The sequence below is a fragment of the Nodosilinea nodulosa PCC 7104 genome, from assembly GCF_000309385.1.
GTDB classification, from domain to species: domain Bacteria; phylum Cyanobacteriota; class Cyanobacteriia; order Phormidesmidales; family Phormidesmidaceae; genus Nodosilinea; species Nodosilinea nodulosa.
The window spans coordinates 3,868,878-3,888,254 of the sequence record NZ_JH976537.1; the positions used below are offsets into that span (position 1 = coordinate 3,868,878).

16 protein-coding genes and 1 pseudogene are annotated in these 19,377 nt (G+C 58.9%); 7 read left to right on the top strand and 10 right to left on the bottom strand.

Translation table 11 applies throughout. The features are described from left to right. Positions 1 to 34: 34 nt before the first annotated feature. Positions 35 to 316: pseudogene (locus LEPTO7104_RS0117860) on the bottom strand (pirin family protein); the annotation flags it as partial. A 231-nt stretch (positions 317 to 547) separates the two neighbouring features. On the opposite strand from LEPTO7104_RS0117860, the gene LEPTO7104_RS34395 reads away from it, so the two are divergent. Then, positions 548 to 2,071 (top strand): hypothetical protein, encoded by a 1,524-nt coding sequence (locus LEPTO7104_RS34395; protein WP_017299950.1) that lies wholly within the window; start codon positions 548 to 550, stop codon positions 2,069 to 2,071. A 37-nt stretch (positions 2,072 to 2,108) separates the two neighbouring features. Here LEPTO7104_RS34395 and LEPTO7104_RS0117870 read toward each other — a convergent pair whose 3' ends face one another. From LEPTO7104_RS0117870 to mtnA, 4 genes are all read right to left on the bottom strand, one after another. Beyond that, entirely contained in the window at positions 2,109 to 2,780 is a 672-nt protein-coding gene (locus tag LEPTO7104_RS0117870; RefSeq protein WP_026072823.1) for a molybdenum cofactor guanylyltransferase, read from the bottom strand. Positions 2,781 to 2,795: 15 nt separating this feature from the next. Beyond that, complete coding sequence (locus LEPTO7104_RS0117875; protein WP_017299952.1) at positions 2,796 to 3,020, bottom strand: DUF167 domain-containing protein; 225 nt, start codon at positions 3,018 to 3,020, stop codon at positions 2,796 to 2,798. Further along, positions 3,017 to 3,733: a hypothetical protein gene (locus LEPTO7104_RS0117880; protein ID WP_017299953.1), complete on the bottom strand. Its 717-nt coding sequence runs from the start codon at positions 3,731 to 3,733 to the stop codon at positions 3,017 to 3,019. The genes LEPTO7104_RS0117875 and LEPTO7104_RS0117880 overlap by 4 nt, the downstream gene beginning before the upstream one ends. 106 nt (positions 3,734 to 3,839) lie before the next feature. Beyond that, on the bottom strand, positions 3,840 to 4,895 hold the full coding sequence (gene mtnA / locus LEPTO7104_RS0117885) for an S-methyl-5-thioribose-1-phosphate isomerase (protein ID WP_017299954.1): 1,056 nt from the start codon (positions 4,893 to 4,895) through the stop codon (positions 3,840 to 3,842). A gap of 320 nt (positions 4,896 to 5,215) precedes the next feature. Between mtnA and LEPTO7104_RS37125 the strand changes: the two genes are divergently transcribed. Further along, positions 5,216 to 6,874, top strand: a complete 1,659-nt coding sequence (locus tag LEPTO7104_RS37125) for a serine/threonine-protein kinase (protein WP_017299955.1) — start codon at positions 5,216 to 5,218, stop codon at positions 6,872 to 6,874. A gap of 6 nt (positions 6,875 to 6,880) precedes the next feature. Here LEPTO7104_RS37125 and LEPTO7104_RS34405 read toward each other — a convergent pair whose 3' ends face one another. Then, positions 6,881 to 8,524 (bottom strand): EAL domain-containing protein, encoded by a 1,644-nt coding sequence (locus LEPTO7104_RS34405; protein WP_017299956.1) that lies wholly within the window; start codon positions 8,522 to 8,524, stop codon positions 6,881 to 6,883. 849 nt (positions 8,525 to 9,373) lie between these two features. On the opposite strand from LEPTO7104_RS34405, the gene LEPTO7104_RS0117900 reads away from it, so the two are divergent. Next, the gene (locus LEPTO7104_RS0117900) at positions 9,374 to 10,165 is read left to right on the top strand and encodes an IS5 family transposase (protein ID WP_017296610.1); all 792 of its coding nucleotides are present in this window, start codon (positions 9,374 to 9,376) and stop codon (positions 10,163 to 10,165) included. A 270-nt stretch (positions 10,166 to 10,435) separates the two neighbouring features. After that, on the top strand, positions 10,436 to 11,080 hold the full coding sequence (locus tag LEPTO7104_RS0117905) for a hypothetical protein (protein ID WP_155523683.1): 645 nt from the start codon (positions 10,436 to 10,438) through the stop codon (positions 11,078 to 11,080). A 4-nt stretch (positions 11,081 to 11,084) separates the two neighbouring features. Here the strand turns inward: LEPTO7104_RS0117905 and LEPTO7104_RS0117910 are convergent, their stop codons facing one another. From LEPTO7104_RS0117910 to groES, 3 genes are all read right to left on the bottom strand, one after another. After that, entirely contained in the window at positions 11,085 to 11,675 is a 591-nt protein-coding gene (locus LEPTO7104_RS0117910) for a heme-binding protein (protein ID WP_017299958.1), read from the bottom strand. A gap of 148 nt (positions 11,676 to 11,823) precedes the next feature. Then, positions 11,824 to 13,455 carry a chaperonin GroEL gene (groL, locus tag LEPTO7104_RS0117920; protein WP_026072825.1) on the bottom strand — a complete coding sequence of 544 codons (1,632 nt, stop codon included), beginning with the start codon at positions 13,453 to 13,455 and terminating at the stop codon, positions 11,824 to 11,826. 201 nt (positions 13,456 to 13,656) lie between these two features. Beyond that, positions 13,657 to 13,968 carry a co-chaperone GroES gene (gene groES / locus LEPTO7104_RS0117925; RefSeq protein WP_017299961.1) on the bottom strand — a complete coding sequence of 104 codons (312 nt, stop codon included), beginning with the start codon at positions 13,966 to 13,968 and terminating at the stop codon, positions 13,657 to 13,659. A gap of 326 nt (positions 13,969 to 14,294) precedes the next feature. Here groES and LEPTO7104_RS0117930 point away from each other — a divergent pair, with 326 nt between their 5' ends. Both LEPTO7104_RS0117930 and LEPTO7104_RS37130 read left to right on the top strand, forming a co-directional pair. Then, complete coding sequence (locus tag LEPTO7104_RS0117930) at positions 14,295 to 15,197, top strand: DMT family transporter (RefSeq protein ID WP_017299962.1); 903 nt, start codon at positions 14,295 to 14,297, stop codon at positions 15,195 to 15,197. A gap of 133 nt (positions 15,198 to 15,330) precedes the next feature. After that, the gene (locus LEPTO7104_RS37130) at positions 15,331 to 16,758 is read left to right on the top strand and encodes an SGNH/GDSL hydrolase family protein (protein WP_017299963.1); all 1,428 of its coding nucleotides are present in this window, start codon (positions 15,331 to 15,333) and stop codon (positions 16,756 to 16,758) included. Between the two features lie 36 nt (positions 16,759 to 16,794). On the opposite strand, the gene LEPTO7104_RS0117940 is transcribed toward LEPTO7104_RS37130, so the two are convergent. Then, positions 16,795 to 17,001, bottom strand: coding sequence for a hypothetical protein (locus tag LEPTO7104_RS0117940; RefSeq protein ID WP_017299964.1), 207 nt, complete (start codon positions 16,999 to 17,001; stop codon positions 16,795 to 16,797). A gap of 396 nt (positions 17,002 to 17,397) precedes the next feature. On the opposite strand from LEPTO7104_RS0117940, the gene LEPTO7104_RS0117945 reads away from it, so the two are divergent. Beyond that, positions 17,398 to 19,323, top strand: a complete 1,926-nt coding sequence (locus LEPTO7104_RS0117945; protein WP_017299965.1) for a putative bifunctional diguanylate cyclase/phosphodiesterase — start codon at positions 17,398 to 17,400, stop codon at positions 19,321 to 19,323. Positions 19,324 to 19,377 lie beyond the last annotated feature (54 nt).

A 19,377-nucleotide genomic window follows, 5' to 3' on the forward strand; every position in this document is an offset into this window, starting at 1 on the left:
TCCTTCCCTAGGGGGCCTTTGGGTCAGGACTGCCCATCCAGTTCACTGCGCCGGGGTAAATGTCTTGCACCGTGCCGAGGCTATCGCGGTAGCGCAGCGCCCCCTCAAACAGATAGGTGACCGTAGCCAGGTTAATGTGAGGGTGCGGCCGCACATCGACGCCCTGCCCTGGGCCAAACTGAGCCGGACCAAGATGGTCAAAAAAAATAAATGGCCCCACCATCATGCGGTGCTCGTGGGGGAGCAATCGGCGGGCCTGGAACCCCCCCAGATCTTGAATGTGGGGCTTGAGCAGGCGATCGATGGGGTCTGGCATAGGAGATTTACAAAAAACAGTCGGCAGGCCGGGGTGCTGCTCCCACTATAAACTTAGAAAAACCAGGGAATTCAGGCCCAGAGGGGGCTGGGGTTGATTGTCTCAGCCCCAGCGCTTTCGCCGGACCGCACAATTTTCTAAACTGTAATTTTCTAAGCTGTAGTGGAGGGTGTTGCCTCTGGCCCGCCGACTTCAGCTAGATCTCCTCCTACCTACGCTCTGATCTCTGCCATGATTCATCTCCTCACCTCCCGTGGCGGGCTAGCGGCATCTGTAGTGCTAGGCGTTTTAATCACCTGCTGTACGGGGTCTTCCCGGCCCCTCGCTCCCCCCGCTGTATCGGGGCAGCCCGCTACCGCTGTTTCGCCTGCCCCTGACCCTTGGGAGCAAGCCGTAGGTGAAGCCAATCGGGCGACGCAGCTGGCCGCCACCGCTACCACCGCTGCCCAGTGGCAGCAGGTGGCCGGGGCCTGGGGGCGATCGGTAGCCCAACTGCACGATCTGCCCACGGATGATCCCAGGCAGGTGTTTGGCCAGCGCCGGGCTCGGGAGTACCAGCAAAACCTCTACCTGGCTCAGCAGCAGGCTGCCCAGCAGGGGGTGTCCAGGGCGTTTCCAGCCCTGGGCAGCACAGTGCTCGATGAGCAGGTCAGCCTGTATCGTTCCTACGTGGCTACCCTCGGCCCGCCGGATGTCTTGATTGTGGGCAGCTCGCGATCGCTGCAAGGCGTAGACCCGCAGGTGCTGCAACAGGCGCTGGCCCTGGAGGGCTACTCCGGTCTGCGGGTGTATAACTTCAGCGTCAACGGAGCTACGGCCCAGGTGGTCAGTTTTGTCACCCGGCAGCTGCTGGCCCCTGACATGTACCCGCGCCTGATTATTTGGGCTGAGGGTTCTCGCGCCCTGAACAGCAGTCGCTTTGACCGCACCTTTGCCGAAATTTTGGCTTCCCCTGGCTACGCCGCCGTGCGCGAGGGCAGCACCCTCAGTTTGGCGACCGCGATCGCCCCCCCCGCCGACAAAACTGCCGCTGCCGGGCCAGAACCCGACACCGAGGGCGAGGTGACCCCTGGGCCAAACACAGTCCCCGAGCCAGAGACACCACCCGCGCTAGAGACACCACCCGCGCTAGAGACACCACCCGCGCCCGGGCCAGACTCTGAACCTGTCGGAGAATCTGTCGAAGACATTGAAATTGAAGCCGGAGCGTCAGGGGCCGTTACAACGGCTGACGCCGCCGAGAAAACCCCCGTTAGCGCCATCAATTCCCAGGGGTTTCTGGCCGTGGATGACCAGTTCAACCCAGCCCTGTATTACCGCCACTTTCCCCACGTGCGGGGCCTCTACGACAACGACTACCGCCCTTTTCGGTTAGACGGTGTGCAAACGGTTTCCTTTGAGGCCGTGACGCAGTTTTTGCAAAGCCAGAATATTCCGCTGGTATTCGTCAATTTGCCCCTTAGCAACGACTATCTAGACGGGGTGCGCATGGTCTACGAGCGTCAGTTTCAAGCCTTTTTGCAGGGCTGGGCCAACCAGGGCAGCCTCACCCTGGTCGATCTGCTGGAGATATGGCGCTGGCAGTCCCATCTGTTTGCCGACCCCAGCCACGTCAACCGCTACGGCGCGCGCGAAATTGCCCGCCTGATTGCCGCCGACAGCCGGATCCCCTGGCCCCAGGCCCTCTCCCCGGCCCCCGAGGTGCCCGCTGCCGATCTCGACACCGCCACGGCTGGGCCTGAACAGGCCGACTAGGGACTGCCGCCGAGGCCAGCCCGGCGGGTTTGGTGGGCTAGCTATCTGACTGACTCGATCGCTGCCATGCCTCCAGATCGGCGGGGGTGTTGAGGTTGGCCAGCATGGCATCCTCCACCTGGGGCATGGGCTGTACCGGATGCTGGCGGAGCCAGGCTTGCAGCGATCGCCCCCTGGGGCCAACTTTTGACCCCTGCGCTGGCTCTTTGGAGGCTGCCAGTGGCGCTGTCACATACTGTCGCAGCGGCTCCAGGGCCGCCGTGCGGTAAAACCCACACAGCGGCTCCCAGCGGTGCTGGCGGCGGGGCAGGTAGGCCAGGTAGGGCAAAGGAACTGTGGCCAGATCGGCTCGCCAGCTGTTGAGGGCCGCCGCCGAGAGATTGGGCATATCGCAGGCCAGCACCAGCACCCACTCGGGGCACTGGGGGCGATCGCGCAGCAGACCTAGCGCCAGCACCAGCGCCCCCAGCGGCCCCTGGGAGGCTTCGGGCCGCTCTGGCGAGGCGCGCTCTTCGATCCAATGCACGGCACTGGGCACCAGGGGGCGGTAGCGATCGGGCCAGGGCGCAACGACATACACAGGGTCGGCGCAGGCTAGCGCTACCCGACAGGTGCGCTGAATCAGAGGTTCGGTCCCCACCGCAATCAGCGCCTTGTCCTGGCCCATACGAGAGCTGCGGCCCCCCGCCAAAATAACAGCCGCTGTCATGGCCGGGCCTCACCGTCAGTCATCAATTTCAACTCGCTTGGTGCGGCCGCTCTGCCCAGATTTGATCTTTACCTGGGCCTTGGTTACCCCCAGCTCCTGGGCCAGCAGGGCGATCAGCTCCCGGTTGGCCTTGCCATCCTGGGGTGGCGCTTTGAGGTGCAGCAGCCAGCTGCCATCGTCGAGTCGAGTGGCCCGCTGAACCCTGGCGTTGGGCTTGACTCGCACCGTCAGCAGGGTCATGCTTTGCGCTGGAGGGCGCTACCCTGGGCGACCTTACGCAGTCGGGCGGCATCGGCCTCGGCCAGGCCTTTGAAAAAATAAATTACCCCGGTGAGAAACGCTAACGCCATATAAAAGAGGCGTATGCCCCACCCGGCTCCGTCAAAAATCATGGAAAATACCCCTGGCTCAATGCCGCTAAAGCGAGTGAGCTCTGAGCGAAACCACTTCTGATCTTCGGCCATGCGCTGGAGCTCGGCTACGGTGTCGGGCAAGATGGGCATGCGGGTGGTGGTGGTGTAGTAGCCCCAAAACCCTGTTTTGCCCCCCTCGTGGCTGAGGGCCTGGTTGGCCAGGGCGGTAATTTCTTGGCGAGTCATGGTGGACTCCGCGGTCAGGTGGCTGATCCACAGGTAGTGCCGCAGCCAGTAGCTGCTAAAGAACACCAGGGGCAGCGCCACCACCAGGGCAATAGACTTGAGCCCCAGGGGAGTTTTGGCCGACAGGTGGCGGGTGGCGCTGCCCAGCCCAAACCCCAGGATGGCAAATAGCAAAACCACGCTCAGCTCAACGATCTCAAGGCTTTTGAGCCAGCCGCCCAGGATTGGGATGGGGTCTAAAAATACCTCGGCAGCCCAGGTGATTAGAAAGCGCACCCCCAGGACAGCGGCGGTTACGGCCACAACCGTCAGCAAATACCTGGAAACGTTGGCTGGGGGGCGCAGGGTAGGCATGGCTGGGGCTATCGAAAATAGGATGGGAGCGACGATCCCCCTAATAATAATGATGCTGGGCGGAGGATTTATGTTTGCTCTAGAAAAGTCAACGGTCTGGGCCGCCCTAGCTGGCCCTCAGGGTGTCAAGCTGGTCGGGGACAACGGCCCCCTTTTCGGTCACGATCGCGGTAATCAGCCGAGCTGGCGTAACGTCGGAGGCAGGATTATAGAACTCGGCACCGTTGGGGGAGGTGACCCGCTCGCCCAGTCGATAGATTTCCTCGGCGGCATGTTCGGCGATCGCCATGCCCTCCCCGCTGGCCACCGTAAAATCGACGGTTGACACCGGAGCCGCCACCACGAAGGGAATATTGTGGGCCTTGGCCACCAGGGCCAGGCTGTAGGTGCCAATTTTGCTGATCGTGTCGCCGTTGGCGGCGATGCGATCGGCCCCCGCCAGCACGGCGTGAATCAGCCCTTTTTGCATGCAGTGGGCGGTCATGCTGTCGGTAATCACCGTCACCGGAATGCCCTCCTGCACGCATTCCCAGGCGGTGAGCCGCGAGCCTTGTAGGCTGGGGCGAGTTTCGGCGGCGTAGACCCGCTCCAGACGGCCCGCCTTCCACAGCGATCGCATAATGCCCAGGGAGGTGCCGTAGCCCGAGGTGGCCAGGGCCCCGTGGTTGCAGTGGGTTAGCACCGTAAGCTTGGCCGGACGGCTGGGCAGCTCCTGAATACCGTAGTCGCCAATGGCGTGGCAAAGGCTAAAGTCTTCTGCTTGCATCGCCTGGGCCTGGGCCAGCAGCTGCCCTCTGACCTCGTCTATGGAGGCCTGGGAGTGATGAACGACCGCCAGCATGCTGTCCACCGCCCACTGTAAATGGGCTTTGTCGGGGCGGGTTTGCTTAAACTGGTCGCCGATCGCCTCGATCCGCTCCCAGAAGGCCACCGGGTCGTCGGTGTGGATTTCGTTGGCCCCCAGGTAGAGGCCGTAGGCGGCCGCCAGCCCCATGGCCGAGCCGCCCTGAACAATGCCGGAGCGCAGCGATCGCACCACATCGTCGCAGCGGTGAATCGACACAATGTTATAGCGCTCCGGCAGCTGGCGCTGGTCAATCAGCACCAGATGGTCGTCTTGCCAGAGCACAGGATAAACGTGGGTATCGCTGGGGGCAATCATGATGGCTGTGGAGATAGGGGGCGGCGGCTAATCCTATGACAATTAGTATGGAGGTTTCCTAGCCCCTGTCAATGTGGGCCTCTTGGCGGCAATAGGGCGGGACGCTTCGCTGGCGGAACAACGGCTGGGAACGCATTCTATCTTGCTGCGGCGGTACGAACGGTAGCACGTTCAGCTTCCTCGGGCAGTTTTCAGATTTTCTTTAATCTGCCCTGTTGCCGATCGCGCCGCCGCCGTTGGGCATTCGTGTCCACAGATACATTTGCTTCTGAATCAACTAAAGCTACGCTGGTGTTCAACCCCGTTAGCTGCCCCTGCCCATGCCTGTGTCTTCCCCTAATTTTCAGCCCGAGTCGAGACCCCTGGGGGGGCGCTATCGGCTGATTCAACCCCTGGGGGCGGGGGGCTTTGGGCAGACCTTTAGCGCCCAGGATTTGCACCTGCCGGGGCACCCGCTGTGCGTGGTGAAGCAGCTCAAGCCCCAGGTGAGCAGCGTTGAGGAACTGCAAGTGGCGCGGCGGCTGTTCGATACCGAGGCCCAAACCCTGGCCAAACTGGGGTCGCATCCGCAGATTCCGGGGCTGCTGGCCCACTTTGAGGAAAACCAGGAATTTTACCTGGCCCAGGAGTATATCGAAGGCCATTCCCTGGCCGACGAGCTGGGCACGCCCTGGAACGAGGCCCAGGTGACGACATTTCTAGGCGATCTGCTGGGGGTTCTGGCCTTTGTCCACCGCCACGGCGTCATCCATCGCGACATCAAACCCTCGAACCTGATTCGCCGCGCCAGCGATCGCCGCCTCGTGCTGATTGATTTTGGCGCCGTCAAACAGATGAGTAACCAGGCTACTGCCCTGCGATCGGGCCTCAGCCACACGATTTCGATTGGCACCCAGGGCTATATGCCGAGCGAGCAGGTGGCCGGGCGACCCCAGTTCAGCAGCGATATCTATGCCGTTGGCATGTTGGGAATTCAGGCCCTAACCGGTTGTCCACCGACCGAAATCCATCCCGATCCCCACAGCGGCGAGCTAGAGTGGCGGCGCTATGCCCCCAATGCTCACCCGGCGCTGCTGGAGGTGCTGGACACCATGGTGCGCTACGACTTTCGTACCCGCTACGCTACCGCCGCCGAGGCCCTCGCCGCCCTGAGGGCTCTGCCCCCAGCCTTGAGCCGGTACGTTCCGGTGGCGATCGCCCCTCCCAGCTACGCGCCTGGAGCTACCCAGGCAGCCCCAACGGTGGCTGTGGGACGTCGCCGAGAAAGAACCCAACTTACAGCACCCCAGGCTCCGGCCCAGAGAAGAGCAACGAGGCGAGAAAAGTCGGCGCCTGCCCTGTGGCTGCCGCTTGCGGCGGGGGCTAGCGTCGCGATCGCGGGTCTCGTCGGCTGGCAGGTCTGGCGCTCGGCCTCTACTTCAAATCCTGACGTTCCTTCGGTTGCAGCCACTCCCACGGATGCTCCTACGGCAAGTACTGAACCCCAGGACGAGGCGACAACCACGCCCCCTGGCGACGTTGATGAACCGGCTGAGGTCGAACCTGCGGAACCTGCCGCCCCACCGGAACCCGTGGTAACGAACCCCGAGAACTCCGCGCCAGAGCCATCCCCAGCGCCACCTTCAGAACCATCCCCAGCGCCCAAAAGTGAGCTGACTCCACAGGCGGCCCAGGCCACCATCGCGACCCTGTACAGTGCGGTGTCTAATCAAAATTGGGATGCGGCGCGATCGCAGTTTAGCGGCCCTCTGGCGCAGCAGTTTGACCCCGGCTTTTTCGCTCAATTCGATCACGTTTCGGTTGAGAATCTGCGGGTAACCGGGCAGACGGCCGATGCCGTCCAGTTGGTGGGCGAAAACACCTACGTTTACCCCGATGGCTCCACCCAGCGAGAAGAGCGCACCTTCACCGTAGAAATGAGCGATGGACAGCCCCGCATTACGGCCTCTAGCTTTAGAGGGGTGTTGAAGGCTCGTTAAAAAGCATTACCGTGCCATTGTTAGCGCCGGTAGCGGCTGGGCCGGGGACTTGGTTTGCAGCCAGGTGGCCAGCGCCTCTGCTGGCAAAGGGCGACTAAAGTAAAACCCCTGCCCCTCTTCACAGCCACGCTCTTTGAGATAGGCCAGCTGCTCCTGATCTTCAATCCCCTCTGCGGTAATGCTCAGGTGCAGGCTCTTGGCTAAGGCGATAATCGCATCGGTGACGGCGGCACTTTCTGGATTGACCCGCATGTCGTTGACGAAGGAGCGATCGATTTTTAGCATGGTCACCGGAAAACGGCTCAGGTAGTTGAGGGAAGAGTAGCCGGTGCCAAAATCATCCAGGGCGATCGCTATGCCCAGTCCGCGAAGCTCCTGCAAGGTCTGCACTGAGCGATGGATATCCTCCATCAAAAAGCTTTCGGTAACTTCTAACTCCAGATAGGCCGGATCCAGCTGAGTTTCAGCCAGGATCTGAGCGATGGTTTCAACCAAATTTGGCTGACTAAACTGGCAGGCGGACAGGTTCACCGACAGGCGCAGGGGCGGCGAGCCAGCCAGCTGCCAGGCTCGGCTCTGGGCGCAGGCTGTGCGCAGCACCCACTCCCCAATCGGCACGATCAGCCCGTTGGCCTCGGCAATGGGAATGAACTCGGCCGGAGAGACCAGCCCTCGAATGGGATGCTGCCACCGCACCAGCGCTTCCACAGCAATGGCCTGCCCCGTTTGCAGGTCGATCAGCGGTTGGTAATACACCCGTAGCTCATCACGCTCTAGGGCTCCGTGCAGGTCGTTTTCCAGCATCAGGCGATTCTGCAGCTGGGCCGTGGTCTCTGGGGAATAGAACTGATATTGGCCGCGCCCTCGCTGCTTGGCCTGGTGCATCGCCATATGGGCCTGTTGCAGCAGCTGATCGATATCCTGAGCCTCTTGGATGGTTTGCAGGACGACCCCAATGCTGGGGGTAATGTGAACAGTCTGCCCCTCGAGGAAAAATGGCCTTGCCAGAACGGCCCGCAGGCTTTGTATGAGCTGAATCACGCTCTTGGGCGAGGTGACATCAAAGCGGGCGATCGCAAACTCATCCTTGCCCATGTAGGCAAGGAGACCGTCTTGCACAACATCTTTGGTCAAGCGTTGAGACATTCCCCGCAGCAGTAGCCGCAGTGTCTCCGGCTCTAGACCGTGGCTGATATCGGTAAAGTCGTCGATACTGAGCAGCAAAACCGCCACTAATCGCTGATGGTCGGTCTGAAGAGATAGAGTTTCCCGCAGGCGATCGACCAGCAGAGCTTGATTGGGTAAACCCGTCAGATGGTCGTAGTGGCTGTTGCAGTACATCAGCTCATCCAGCTGATGCAGCGTCTGGGAGGTGTCCGCCATCAGGGTGCCGACTTCATCGGTAAACCTGGTGGGCAGACTGGGCAAGCTTTGATTTTCTAGATAGGTTTGCAGTGCCGTAGATGTCAATCTCACTGGCACTAGCAGCTGGTGTAGAGCGTATAGAGTGGCGGCTGTACCCGTCAACGTGGCCAGCAAAGCTACTCCCAGTACCCGGAGCGCTATTTCCCAGGAGTAGGTATTAGACATCACAAAGCTAGCCAACAGGGTTAGCAGCGGAACGTGAATGCCTAAAAAAGCTACGGCCATGATTTTAGCGGTATAGCTTCTTCGAAGCGCCCTAAAACTCGCTAAAGCAGAATATAAAACTAAAGAGCGATGAGTAATTTCCATAAGCCTAAAACTGAGTAATGGTAGATAGAGGCTGCTTCAATAAGTTCAATGAGATTGAACAGTCTCAGCCCAGCAGTAATACCTTGAGGGCACCTCGAGAAAACTGCAAAGACGTTCTCATCGTGAGATCATAGAATCAGTGTAAGCATCCCTAAAACTATGCTGGCTGAGCGAAGTCGCAGGCTTTGCCAACTGAAACATCTTCCAAAGGGAGAAAGTCAAAACTCACTAGAGATAAAATCCCCTAGCCTCCAGGGGGCAGTTAAGTGATCGGCACTCGCTTCGCGAACGCTAAAGATTCCGATCAGGGAGCGGTTACGAATTAGTTAGCTAGCCCCATCTGAGCTTAGCTACAGGACTATAAGGTTCCGGGACGAAGACGATAGGCATGATAAACGGGTGGCGAGACAGAACCCTTCGCAACGCCTGAAAATGACAGTGCCCTCGTCCTATTGATACAGCCATGACTTATTTTTGGCATAAGTTCTGATCAAAAGAATCAGCATTTATGCGTAGACAGAATTAAGAATTAAGGCGATTATTTATGCCGACAGTAGCTGTCTCTAAAGAAGCAACTCTATGCCTAAAGTTACAAAAGTTTGATCTATTCTAAGTTAGGAAAGTGACATTTTCGTGACATCCTAGTGCTCTAGGGCAAAAGCTTAGGCACCATTCCTGAGAGGGTGTTTGAAAAGTCGGTCCGTGGGTAAAAAAGCTCACTCCGTGTAAGTTGCAGATAGAAGTCAGCAATGCCGGAGTGAGACGATGAGTAAAGACTACCCCAGCAATTTAACCCGTGCCCAATACGAGCTGCTGAGTGACTTGCTGCCTGAGGCCAAACCAGGCGGACGACCCCGCAGCGTGGATCTGTGGGAGCTGCTCAATGCCATGATGTATCTCCTGGTAGAAGGGTGCCGTTGGCGGGCCTTGCCGGGAGACTTTCCGCCATGGCAGACGGTGTACACCTACTTCCGGAACTGGCGCAAGGACGGCACCTGGATCATCATTCATGACCACTTGCGCGAGTGGACTCGGATTGAGCAAGACCGACACCCTCAACCGTCAGAAGCCGTCATCGATAGTCAGAGCGTGAAAAGCGCGGCCATGGTGCATGAGGCCGTTGGCTATGATGCGGGCAAAAAGATTAAAGGACGTAAACGGTTTCTGGGCGTCGATACCTTCGGCTTGGTGCTGCGGGTGCTGGTCACCGCCGCCAGTGTGCCGGAGCGTGAGGGGGGTAAGCAACTCCTCAAGCGCGTCAAAGCGATGGGGCCTGCCATCTCGAGACTGACCATTATTTGGGCGGATGGGGGCTTTGATGGCCCTGCTTTCATGATGTGGGTGATGGATACCTGTCGTTGGATTCTCCAAGTCGTGCTGCGACCTCAACAAACTAAAGGGTTCGTGCTGCTCAAGAAACGCTGGGTGGTGGAGCGTACCCTCGGTTGGCTGATGGGGTGCCGACGTTTGGTGCGAGATTATGAACTGCTACCCGAAACCTCAGAGACCCTCATCTACCTGGCCATGATCCGTATTATGGTCAGGCGGTTGGCATAATTTTTGACCCCTCAGATCTTTTAAAACGTCCTCTGAAAGCTAGGCTAGGGAGCGAAGCGATCTGAGGCGGCAGGGGTATCTCTGCCGTCGGGTACCAGAAATTCCGCTATTTTCAGAGACATGCCAATATCCGCTAGATCTGGTCTTAACCGAAGACTGGCTCTCTGAAGGTTGAGCTAGCGATTGCTGACATGGACTTCCACCAATTCTCGAGATTTGCCCTAGGCTGGATGAAACAGCTTTTGTATCAGAAATAACTTTTTGCAAATTATGCGTAAAGCAGCCTTCCGTTCTTCTGCATTCCTGCCCCTTGGGCTAACGCTGCTGCTGGCTATGGCTGCCTGTACGCCAACCTCAGACACCGCCGATGCCAACGGTACAGACCCCATGGCTGATGCTGTTGACCCTGCCGATCCTGCTCCCACCGACCCTATTTCCGGCGACCAGGTTGAAGACACCGAGAGTCTCGTCGCGCTTTCTGGGGAAGGGCTTCAGATCGTAGGCGATCGGACTGGCTCCACCGCCTCCCTCGCATTTGGCACCGAGATGACCGTTGTCGCAGATGCCGTCACCAGCATATTGGGCGAACCGCTGGAATCGGGAGAAAACAGCGAATGCGGCTCTGGCCCACAAACGATTACCCAATGGCCCCACGGCCTGGTTCTCCATGCCGCTAACGATAAGTTTATTGGCTGGTCCCTGGGCTCCGATGCCGATACCACCTTAACTACTATGGCTGGCGTAGGCATTGGCTCCCCCCGCCGCGAGTTAGAGTCGGCCTACACCGTTAAGGTGTATGAGAGTTCCCTCGGTACCGAGTTTTCTGCGGGTGACCTGTTCGGAATTTTGAAATCGTCTGAGCCCGATGCCGTGATCGAAAATCTTTGGGCTGGCACCACCTGCAACTTTCGCTAAGCAATTAGTGCTGCACTGGAATCTGCACATCGCTGCGCTTGAGGGCGTCGGGCAAGAACGGTCCATCGTAGAAAAACCGCCGGGGCGGCCCCACCACTGTATAGTCGGGGTGGGCGGTCAACCAGGTCTCTAGCCGCTGAATACTAGCCTGGTAGGTCTTAAGGCTGTAGCCCCCTCGGGTGCCGATGCTCACCACCAGCATGGGCGGGATATCTTCAATTTGAATGCCTGGGGCGACATCCTCGGGCACAATATCCAGGCTGCGGTAGAGAAACGAGACGGTAGCTTCGCCTTCTGAGACAGGACTGTTTTCGAGCGTTGCCACTGGGTAGCGCGTTTCTACCGGAGCGGTCATCGAAATGTTGTTGCTGCTGATGTGGCGAAACAGCGGGCTAAAGCCGCGAGAAGGGGCAGCGTCTAGATCGCCCGAGGTTTGAACGGTGGCGGCTCGGTACTCAGGATACTGCTTAACTTCAATTTTCCCATCGGGGCTAGGGGGTGGAAACCCTTCGGGCAGCGGTGCTGAGGCGGCGCTGTAGGCTCCAAACAAAAGTGCGCCAGTGACGGCGATCGCAACCACCCCAAAAATCAACATAGTCTGATTCAGCTTCACGTTTAAGTCCCGCACATTACCTTCAGTCTAACGATCCTGTGGTTTTGCCTACCGACAAAAAAGCCGCCCTGAACCAGAGCGGCTTTTTATTGATTAACTCTGGCCTCTCAAACGAGGCTCAGGCGCTACCTTAGTAGTCGAAGTCGCCGCCCATGCCAGCGCCTGCAGGGGCACCTTCTTTGGGTTCGGGCATATCGACCACGATGCACTCGGTGGTCAGCACCATACCGGCGATGGAGGCTGCGTTCTGCAGGGCAGAGCGGGTCACCTTGGCGGGGTCCACGATACCGGCATCGAACATGTCAACGAACTCACCGTTAGCGGCGTTGTAGCCGACGTTGAAGTCCTTCTCTTTGACGCGCTCGGCGATTACCGCACCATTTTGACCGGCGTTTTGGGCAATGCGCATCAGGGGCGCGGCCAGGGCACGGGCGACGATCGCAGCTCCGGTGTGCTCTTCAGCGGTGAGGTTGGCTTCCAGCCACTCGGTGAGGTCAGGCACCAGGTGGGCCAGGGTAGTACCACCACCGGGGACGATGCCCTCTTCAACCGCCGCCTTGGTGGCGTTGATGGCGTCTTCCAGGCGCAGCTTGCGGTCCTTCATCTCGGTCTCGGTGGCGGCACCGACCTTGATTACGGCCACACCGCCGGAGAGCTTGGCCAGGCGCTCTTGCAGCTTCTCTTTGTCGTAGGTCGACTCGGTTTCGTCGATCTGGCGACGAATTTGCTCGCAGCGGGCCTTGACATCCTTCTCGTTGCCTTCGGCGACGATGGTGGTGTTGTCTTTGGTGATGGTGAGGCGGCGGGCCTGGCCCAGCATGTCGAGCTTGGTGTTGTCGAGCTTGAGGCCGGTGTCTTCGGAGATCACCTGACCGCCGGTGAGCACGGCGATGTCTTCGAGCATGGCCTTACGGCGATCGCCAAAGCCAGGCGCTTTCACGGCAGCCACATTCAGCACGCCGCGCAGACGGTTGACCACCAGGGTGGCCAGGGCCTCTTTCTCGATATCTTCGGCGATGATGATCAGGGGACGACCGGAGCGGGCCACCTGCTCCAATACGGGCACCAGGTCCTGCACCAGGGCAATTTTCTTGTCGGTGATCAGAATGTAGGGCTCGTCCAGCACCGCTTCCATGCGCTCGGTGTCGGTGACGAAGTAGGGGGAGACATAGCCTTTGTCGAAGCGCATGCCTTCGGTGACCTCCAGTTCGGTGGTCATCGACTTGCCCTCTTCCAGGGAAATGACGCCTTCGCGGCCCACTTTCTCCATGGCTTCGGCAATCATCTGGCCCACTTCTTCGTCGTTACCGGCGGAGATGGAACCCACCTGGGCGATCGACTTGGAGTCACCGACGGGACGGGCGTGCTCAGCAATTTTCTCCACCAGGAAAGCGGTGGCTTTGTCGATGCCACGCTTGAGGGAGATGGCGTTGGCCCCGGCAGCGACGTTGCGCATACCCTCTTTGACCATGGCGTGGGCCAGCACGGTGGCGGTGGTGGTACCGTCGCCAGCGGCGTCGTTGGTTTTAGAGGCTGCCTGGCGAATCAGGGCAACGCCGGTGTTCTCGATGTTGTCTTCGAGCTCAATTTCCTTGGCGATGGTGACGCCGTCATTGACGATCTGAGGCGCGCCAAATTTCTTCTCAAGGACCACGTTGCGGCCTTTGGGGCCAAGGGTGACGGCAACGGCCTCAGTCAGAATATCCATACCCCTTTCGAGGGCACGACGGGCGTTTTCGTTGTAAACAATGCGCTTAGCCATAGAATCAATTTTCTCCGAGAAGATAAGGAGTGAACGCGAGAAATGTCAGTCAGAAGTTAATGGAAAGGAGGACTCAGGCGTTCAGGTCAGCTGGGTGGAGCGGTAGCGAAACCCAACCAAACCAGCGAAGCCAATGATGGGCAGTGCCCACCCTACGCGACCTACGCGACCAAAATCCCAAATCTAAAATCCAAAATTGGCCTAGCCGAGCACGGCGAGGATGTCTTTCTCAGACAGCAGCACAAACTCGTCGCCGCCCAGCTTGATGTCGGTACCGGCGTACTTGGAATAGAGCACCTTGTCGCCAATTTTGACTTCCATGGCCTGACGGCTACCCTTGTCGTCGGTTTTACCGGGACCTACGGCGGTAATCTCGCCCACCTGAGGCTTTTCCTTGGCGGTGTCAGGTAGCAGAATGCCGCCAGCGGTGGTCTCTTCGGACGCACTTACTTTAATCAAAACTCGATCGGCTAGGGGCTTAACGCTAGATGCCGCCAAAGTGATAGCTGCCATACAATGCTTCTCCGGATTTGCTATTAAGACAGCGCCTGAAGCACGTACCCTACGAGATACAGGCGCACTACACAGATTTAGAACCGATTTAGAGCTTAGCACTCGCAAGCTCCGAGTGCTAATTTACGGCGCGGAGGGGGGCGATCGCAACGCCGAGAGCTGTACGGGTTCCCGAACTGGGTGGGTGAGAGGGTGCGGGGGTGCGGGGTGCGGGGATGCGGGGTGCGGGGATGCGAGGGGGGTGAATGGATTGAGTGGGGGCGATCGCTGTCAGAATTGGGCTGGGAATGGCCTCGGCTGAATCCTAATTCTTTCAAAATATTGCTATGTCTTCTTTGCCCGGCCTGAAGGTTTTGCTGCCTGTGCTCACCAGCTTTTTGTTTGCCGGTAGCTTTGTGGCGGGCAAGTACACCACGGTCGATCTAGGGCCGCTGACGACCTCTCTACTGCGCTACCTGATTGCGATGGGAGTGCTAGGAATCTTTATTGCCCGCAGCGCCCAGCCGGTGAAGGCGCTGACGGTGGCGCGATCGGACTGGGGCGCGATGGCGCTCTTGGGTCTGTTTGGGGTGGTGGGGTACCACTATTTTTTCTTTAGCAGCCTGCGCTACACGGCCACGGCCAACACCGCCATTATCAATGCCTTTAACCCGGTGGTAACGGGGGTGATGGCGGCCCTGTTTATTGGCGAACGGCTGACCCGCCGCCAGTACGGTGGCATCGCGCTGGCGCTGCTGGGGGTGCTGACGCTGCTGACGCGGGGCAACTTGACGAAACTCTTGACCCTGGAGCTAAACCGAGGCGATGGGCTGATGCTGTGCGCCGTGCTGTGCTGGGTGGTGTATTCGCTGATTATTAAACAGCTGAGCCAGCGCTACTCGGGGCTGACGATTACCTTTTATGCGGCGGTGGCGGGGGTAGGGCAGCTGCTGGTGCTGGCTGTGGCCGAGCGCTGGTGGCAGCAGTTGGCCACGCTGTCGTTGGCTTCGCTGCTATCGATTATTTACATGGGGGTGGCGGCCTCAGGGGTTGCCTACCTGCTGTTTAACCTCAGCATTCAGCAAGTTGGCCCCACCCGCACCGCCAGCGTGGTCTACAGTTTGGTACCGATTTTTGTGGCGGCGCTGGCCTGGTTATTTTTTCGTGAGCCGCTGACCGGGGCAATGGTGGCCAGCATGGGGCTGATTTTGCTGGGGGTGAATGTGGTGCTGAGTCAGCCCAAGGTGTGAGCCAGTCGTCGAATCCGATTCGTTATTCTGGGTGTGGTTATTCTGGGCGTAGTTCTTTTTCTCACCTATTTTTCTGCCGGGAGGCGTTATGGCATCGCTTTTGTCGCCTTTTTCAAGTTCCCTTGCGGCTCTTTTGGGACCAATCAATATTTTTGACAGCACCGTTTTGCTCGGTGGTTTTGGCGACGATGTGATCAATGGTGGGGCAGAAAACGAGATTTTAATCGGTCTCTGGGGCAATAACCAGCTGTTTGGGGCCGGGGGTGACGACTGGCTGGTGGGCGGATTTGGCGAGAGTTTTCTTGACGGGGGCCAGGGCAACAATCGGCTGATTGCTGGGGCGGGGCAAACCACCTTTGGGCTCAAAAACGATGGCCGAGTCGATACCGTTGTGAATTTTGCTCCAGGAGTCGATCGGCTGCGGCTGCAAGGAGGCTTGGGCTTTGGACAACTTGCGATCGCCCAGCAGGGGACCGACACTACCATCCGCTATCTGGGCCGGGCAGAACCCAGCGTGGTGCTGCTCAATGTCGATGCCAGCACCCTTACGCCTGAGAGTTTTGACACCCAGGCACTGGTGCCCAGCTTTAACGGGCTGACCATTTTTGGCGACAGCCTGTCCGACCCGGGCAACCTGTTTGAGCTAACCGGCTTTTTCCCGCCGTTTCCCTATTTTGAAGGGCAGTTTTCTAACGGCGATATCTGGGTCGATTACCTGACCGATGACCTTGGCTTTGGGCCTGACCAGGTGCAAAACTTTGCCGTGGGCGGGGCAACCACAGGCCGCGACAACGGCCTCGACCCGCTGATTGGGGCACTGACGGGCACAACCTCCAACCTGCCAGGTCTGCTTGACGAAGTGGACAGCTATCTGGGCACGTTAGGCAATGCCCCCGCCAACCCCGACAGCCTCTACGTGGTGTGGGCCGGGGCTAACGACCTGTTTAACCTGCCCAGCGACCCCGCCGCCATTCCGGCTTTTTTGGCGAACGCCGTGCAGAATGTGGCCACGACCATTACCACCCTGGCCCAGCGCGGGGCGGATACTTTTTTGGTGCCTAACCTGCCCAATCTGGGCCTCACTCCGCGCGCGATGGGCGACGGCAACAGCGTCGAGGCGACGATGCTAAGCAGCGCTTTTAATGCCGGTTTGGCCAATGCCCTAACCACTCTGGATCAAAACCCACAGCTGGCGATTGACATCATTCCGGTCGATATTTTCGGGCTCACCAACGAAATTCTCGGTGAACCCGCCGAGTATGGCTTTACCAACGTTACCGATCCACTGCTTGGGCAGCTAGAGCTGCAAAACCCCGGCTTCTTCTGGTGGGATCAGCAGCACCCCACAACACGAGTACATGACCTGCTCTCGGATATTTTTCAGAGCAATCTGGCTGAGGCCGGGTATTTGCAGGCTGAGGGAGGGATGCAGCCCGCCCTCAGTGCCGTGGCTGAGGCAAACTGGCTGCCCCAGGGTGCAGATAGCAGTCTGGCTGCACCGCTGACCAGTCTGCTACCCAGCCCAGAGGAGTGGCTGGCGGTGAGCAACGACCTGGGCTAGGCCAAACGGCTGGGTTTGAAATACAGGTTAATTAGCTTAGTAGCTCTCTTCTGGGGCAACGGTGTGCAGGGCCAGGTCGTGGTTGGCCTGGTTGAGGCGATCGGCGATCGCGCGCCGCCATTTAAGACTGATGGTGTCGTCGGCCAGTACCTCCTGGGCCTCTTCGCGGTACAGGGCGCTTTGCACCGTGTCGACCTCTTCGAGCTGCTTTAGGTGCTCAAATACTTCCTGGGGATTCTTCATAGAAATAGTCCTTATAGCTTTGAATTGGGCCAGAGTGACCTGTGCCAGCCGGCATCGAGCCAGGCGCATTTCCCTATTTTCTGGGAACATAACGTTAACGGCTACTGTTCAGGCTGAACCTTTACGCCCCGATAAAGTTTGTTGCGCTTCGCAACAGGGCGTTGCACTTCCCGCCAGCGAAAATTTACTGAACCATGGCCAGCGGCGATGGTCTGGGCCAGGCTGCTTTGGCTTTGCACCCAAGCAAAGTGTTGCTAAGCCAGTGATTTGCCGGTCTTTGTTACGCCTACCGTTAGTTCATAATTGAAAGTGTCTACTCAGTTATTGGTTGTAGGGTGCGGGCAAAGGTAGACCATCGGCCCTAAAAACGGAAGCCCTTATTGGGGAGAGCTAGGCATGGAGATTGCTGCTAACGGTGCGATCGCAGCAGCGTACTTTATCATTCCCCTAACGCTGCTGCCGCTGCTGCGGACAGCCAAGCGTGAGATTTGGCTCAATCTGCTGCTGGCCATAGGGTTTATCTTTAGCTGCGGCGTAGGGCATACCCTGAGCGCGCTCGGCCTGCACAGCACGCCCTGGCACTGGGTGACAGCGGCGGTATCGTGGGCGGCAGTGGTGGTGCTATGCAGAAGCCAAACCCGGCTGCGCTACCTGACCGAAACCTTTAGCCTGCTGGAAACCACCTGGGAGCAGGCCCTGACCGGCAATGTGCTGTGCGAGCGCGCTGGCGATGACCTGAAGGTGCTCAGGCTCAACCCCGCTGCTGCCGCCATTACCCAAAATCTGCTGGCCTCCGGCGATCGCCTCTGCGAGAAAATGCCCCTGCACCGTCAGCAGGTCTATCCCTACGAGGTGCCGCTGATTGACCTCTACCTAGAAGCGCTGGAATCTGGCGAGTCCAAGCGTCTGGAGTACCAGTACAAGGGCGAAATTTCCGGCTGGTACATGACTCTGGTGACTCCCCTGTCGCCCCAGCTGCTCTACATGACCTTCGCCGAGGTCAGCGGCATCATCCACGATCCGCTGACGGGTCTCTACAACCGCCGCATCCTAGAGATGGAGCTAGAGCACTGGGATGTCTGCCTGTTTCTGGATCTCGATCGCTTTAAGCTGATCAACGACCAGCGGGGCCACTTTCTGGGCGATGCGCTGCTAAAAGCGGTCGCCACGGTGCTGCAAGATCAGGCCCAAAACCATGACGGGATTGCCGTGCGCAACGGCGGCGACGAATTTTTGCTGCTGCTGCCCGCTGCCGCCGCCGATGCTGCTGAGCCGCGCCCTACTCCGGCGGCGATCGCCGCCAGTGTGCTAGCCGATATTCTCCTCATCGAAATCGAGGGGGCCAGCATCAGCGCCTCCATTGGCGTTGCCAGCGGCGTTATCCATGCCTTTCAGGAAGATGCCCCGATCAACCGGCTGCTGCAGGCGGCCGAAACCGCTCTGCGCGAGGCCAAACGCAACCGGCGCTCCAACTTACCCCAGCATCGCATTCAGGTATGGAATACCGCTCTGGCTTGGCGGCGGCTGCGCCAGATCACCCTGGAAGCCTATTTGGCGCAGCGCAGCAGCGAGCTAGAGTTTTGGCTCGCCTACCAGCCCATTTGCCACATGGAAACCGGCGCGATTGTCGGCGCTGAAGCCCTAATCCGCTGGGATTCGGCTCGCCTGGGACGGGTGTCACCGTCGGAATTTATACCGGTTGCCGAAGCGACGGGATTGGTACACCGCATCAGCGACTGGGTGCTCTGCCACGCCCTAGAGCAGTTGGCCCAGTGGCAGGAGGTCGCGCCTCAGTTCAATCTCTCCATCAATATCAGCCCCCTGGAGCTAGAAGACGACGACTTCTTGGACCGCATCACGCAGCGGGTTGCGGGGGCGGGCATTGCCAGCAACCACTTTGGCATTGAGATTACCGAGCGGGGCATCTACAACAACCTGGAGCGCTACCTGCAAAGCCTGCAAGACCTTCGCGATATGTCGCTACGGCTCAAGGTTGACGATTTTGGCATGGGGCAGTCGGGGCTGGCCCAGCTCTTGCAGTTTCGCTTTGATGAGGTCAAAGTCGATCGCTACTTTATTCCCACCAGCGCTCAAAATTTAGAGAAGGTGGCGATCTGCCGGGCGATCGCAAATCTGTCTCAGGGAATCAACTTTGACCTGGTGGCCGAGGGCATTGAGCAATCTAGCCAGCGCGACCTGATGCTGGGGCTGAACTACAACTACGGCCAGGGCTATCTCTTTGCTAGGCCGATGACGGCGCCGAACCTGACCACCCTACTGCAAGCGGGAACCTCTTTGTCGCCTCAGCCGCCGAGGGACTAGCTGAGGGCATAGGGCCGCGAGGTGAGGGTAAAACGGTATCTTGCAATACAAAAT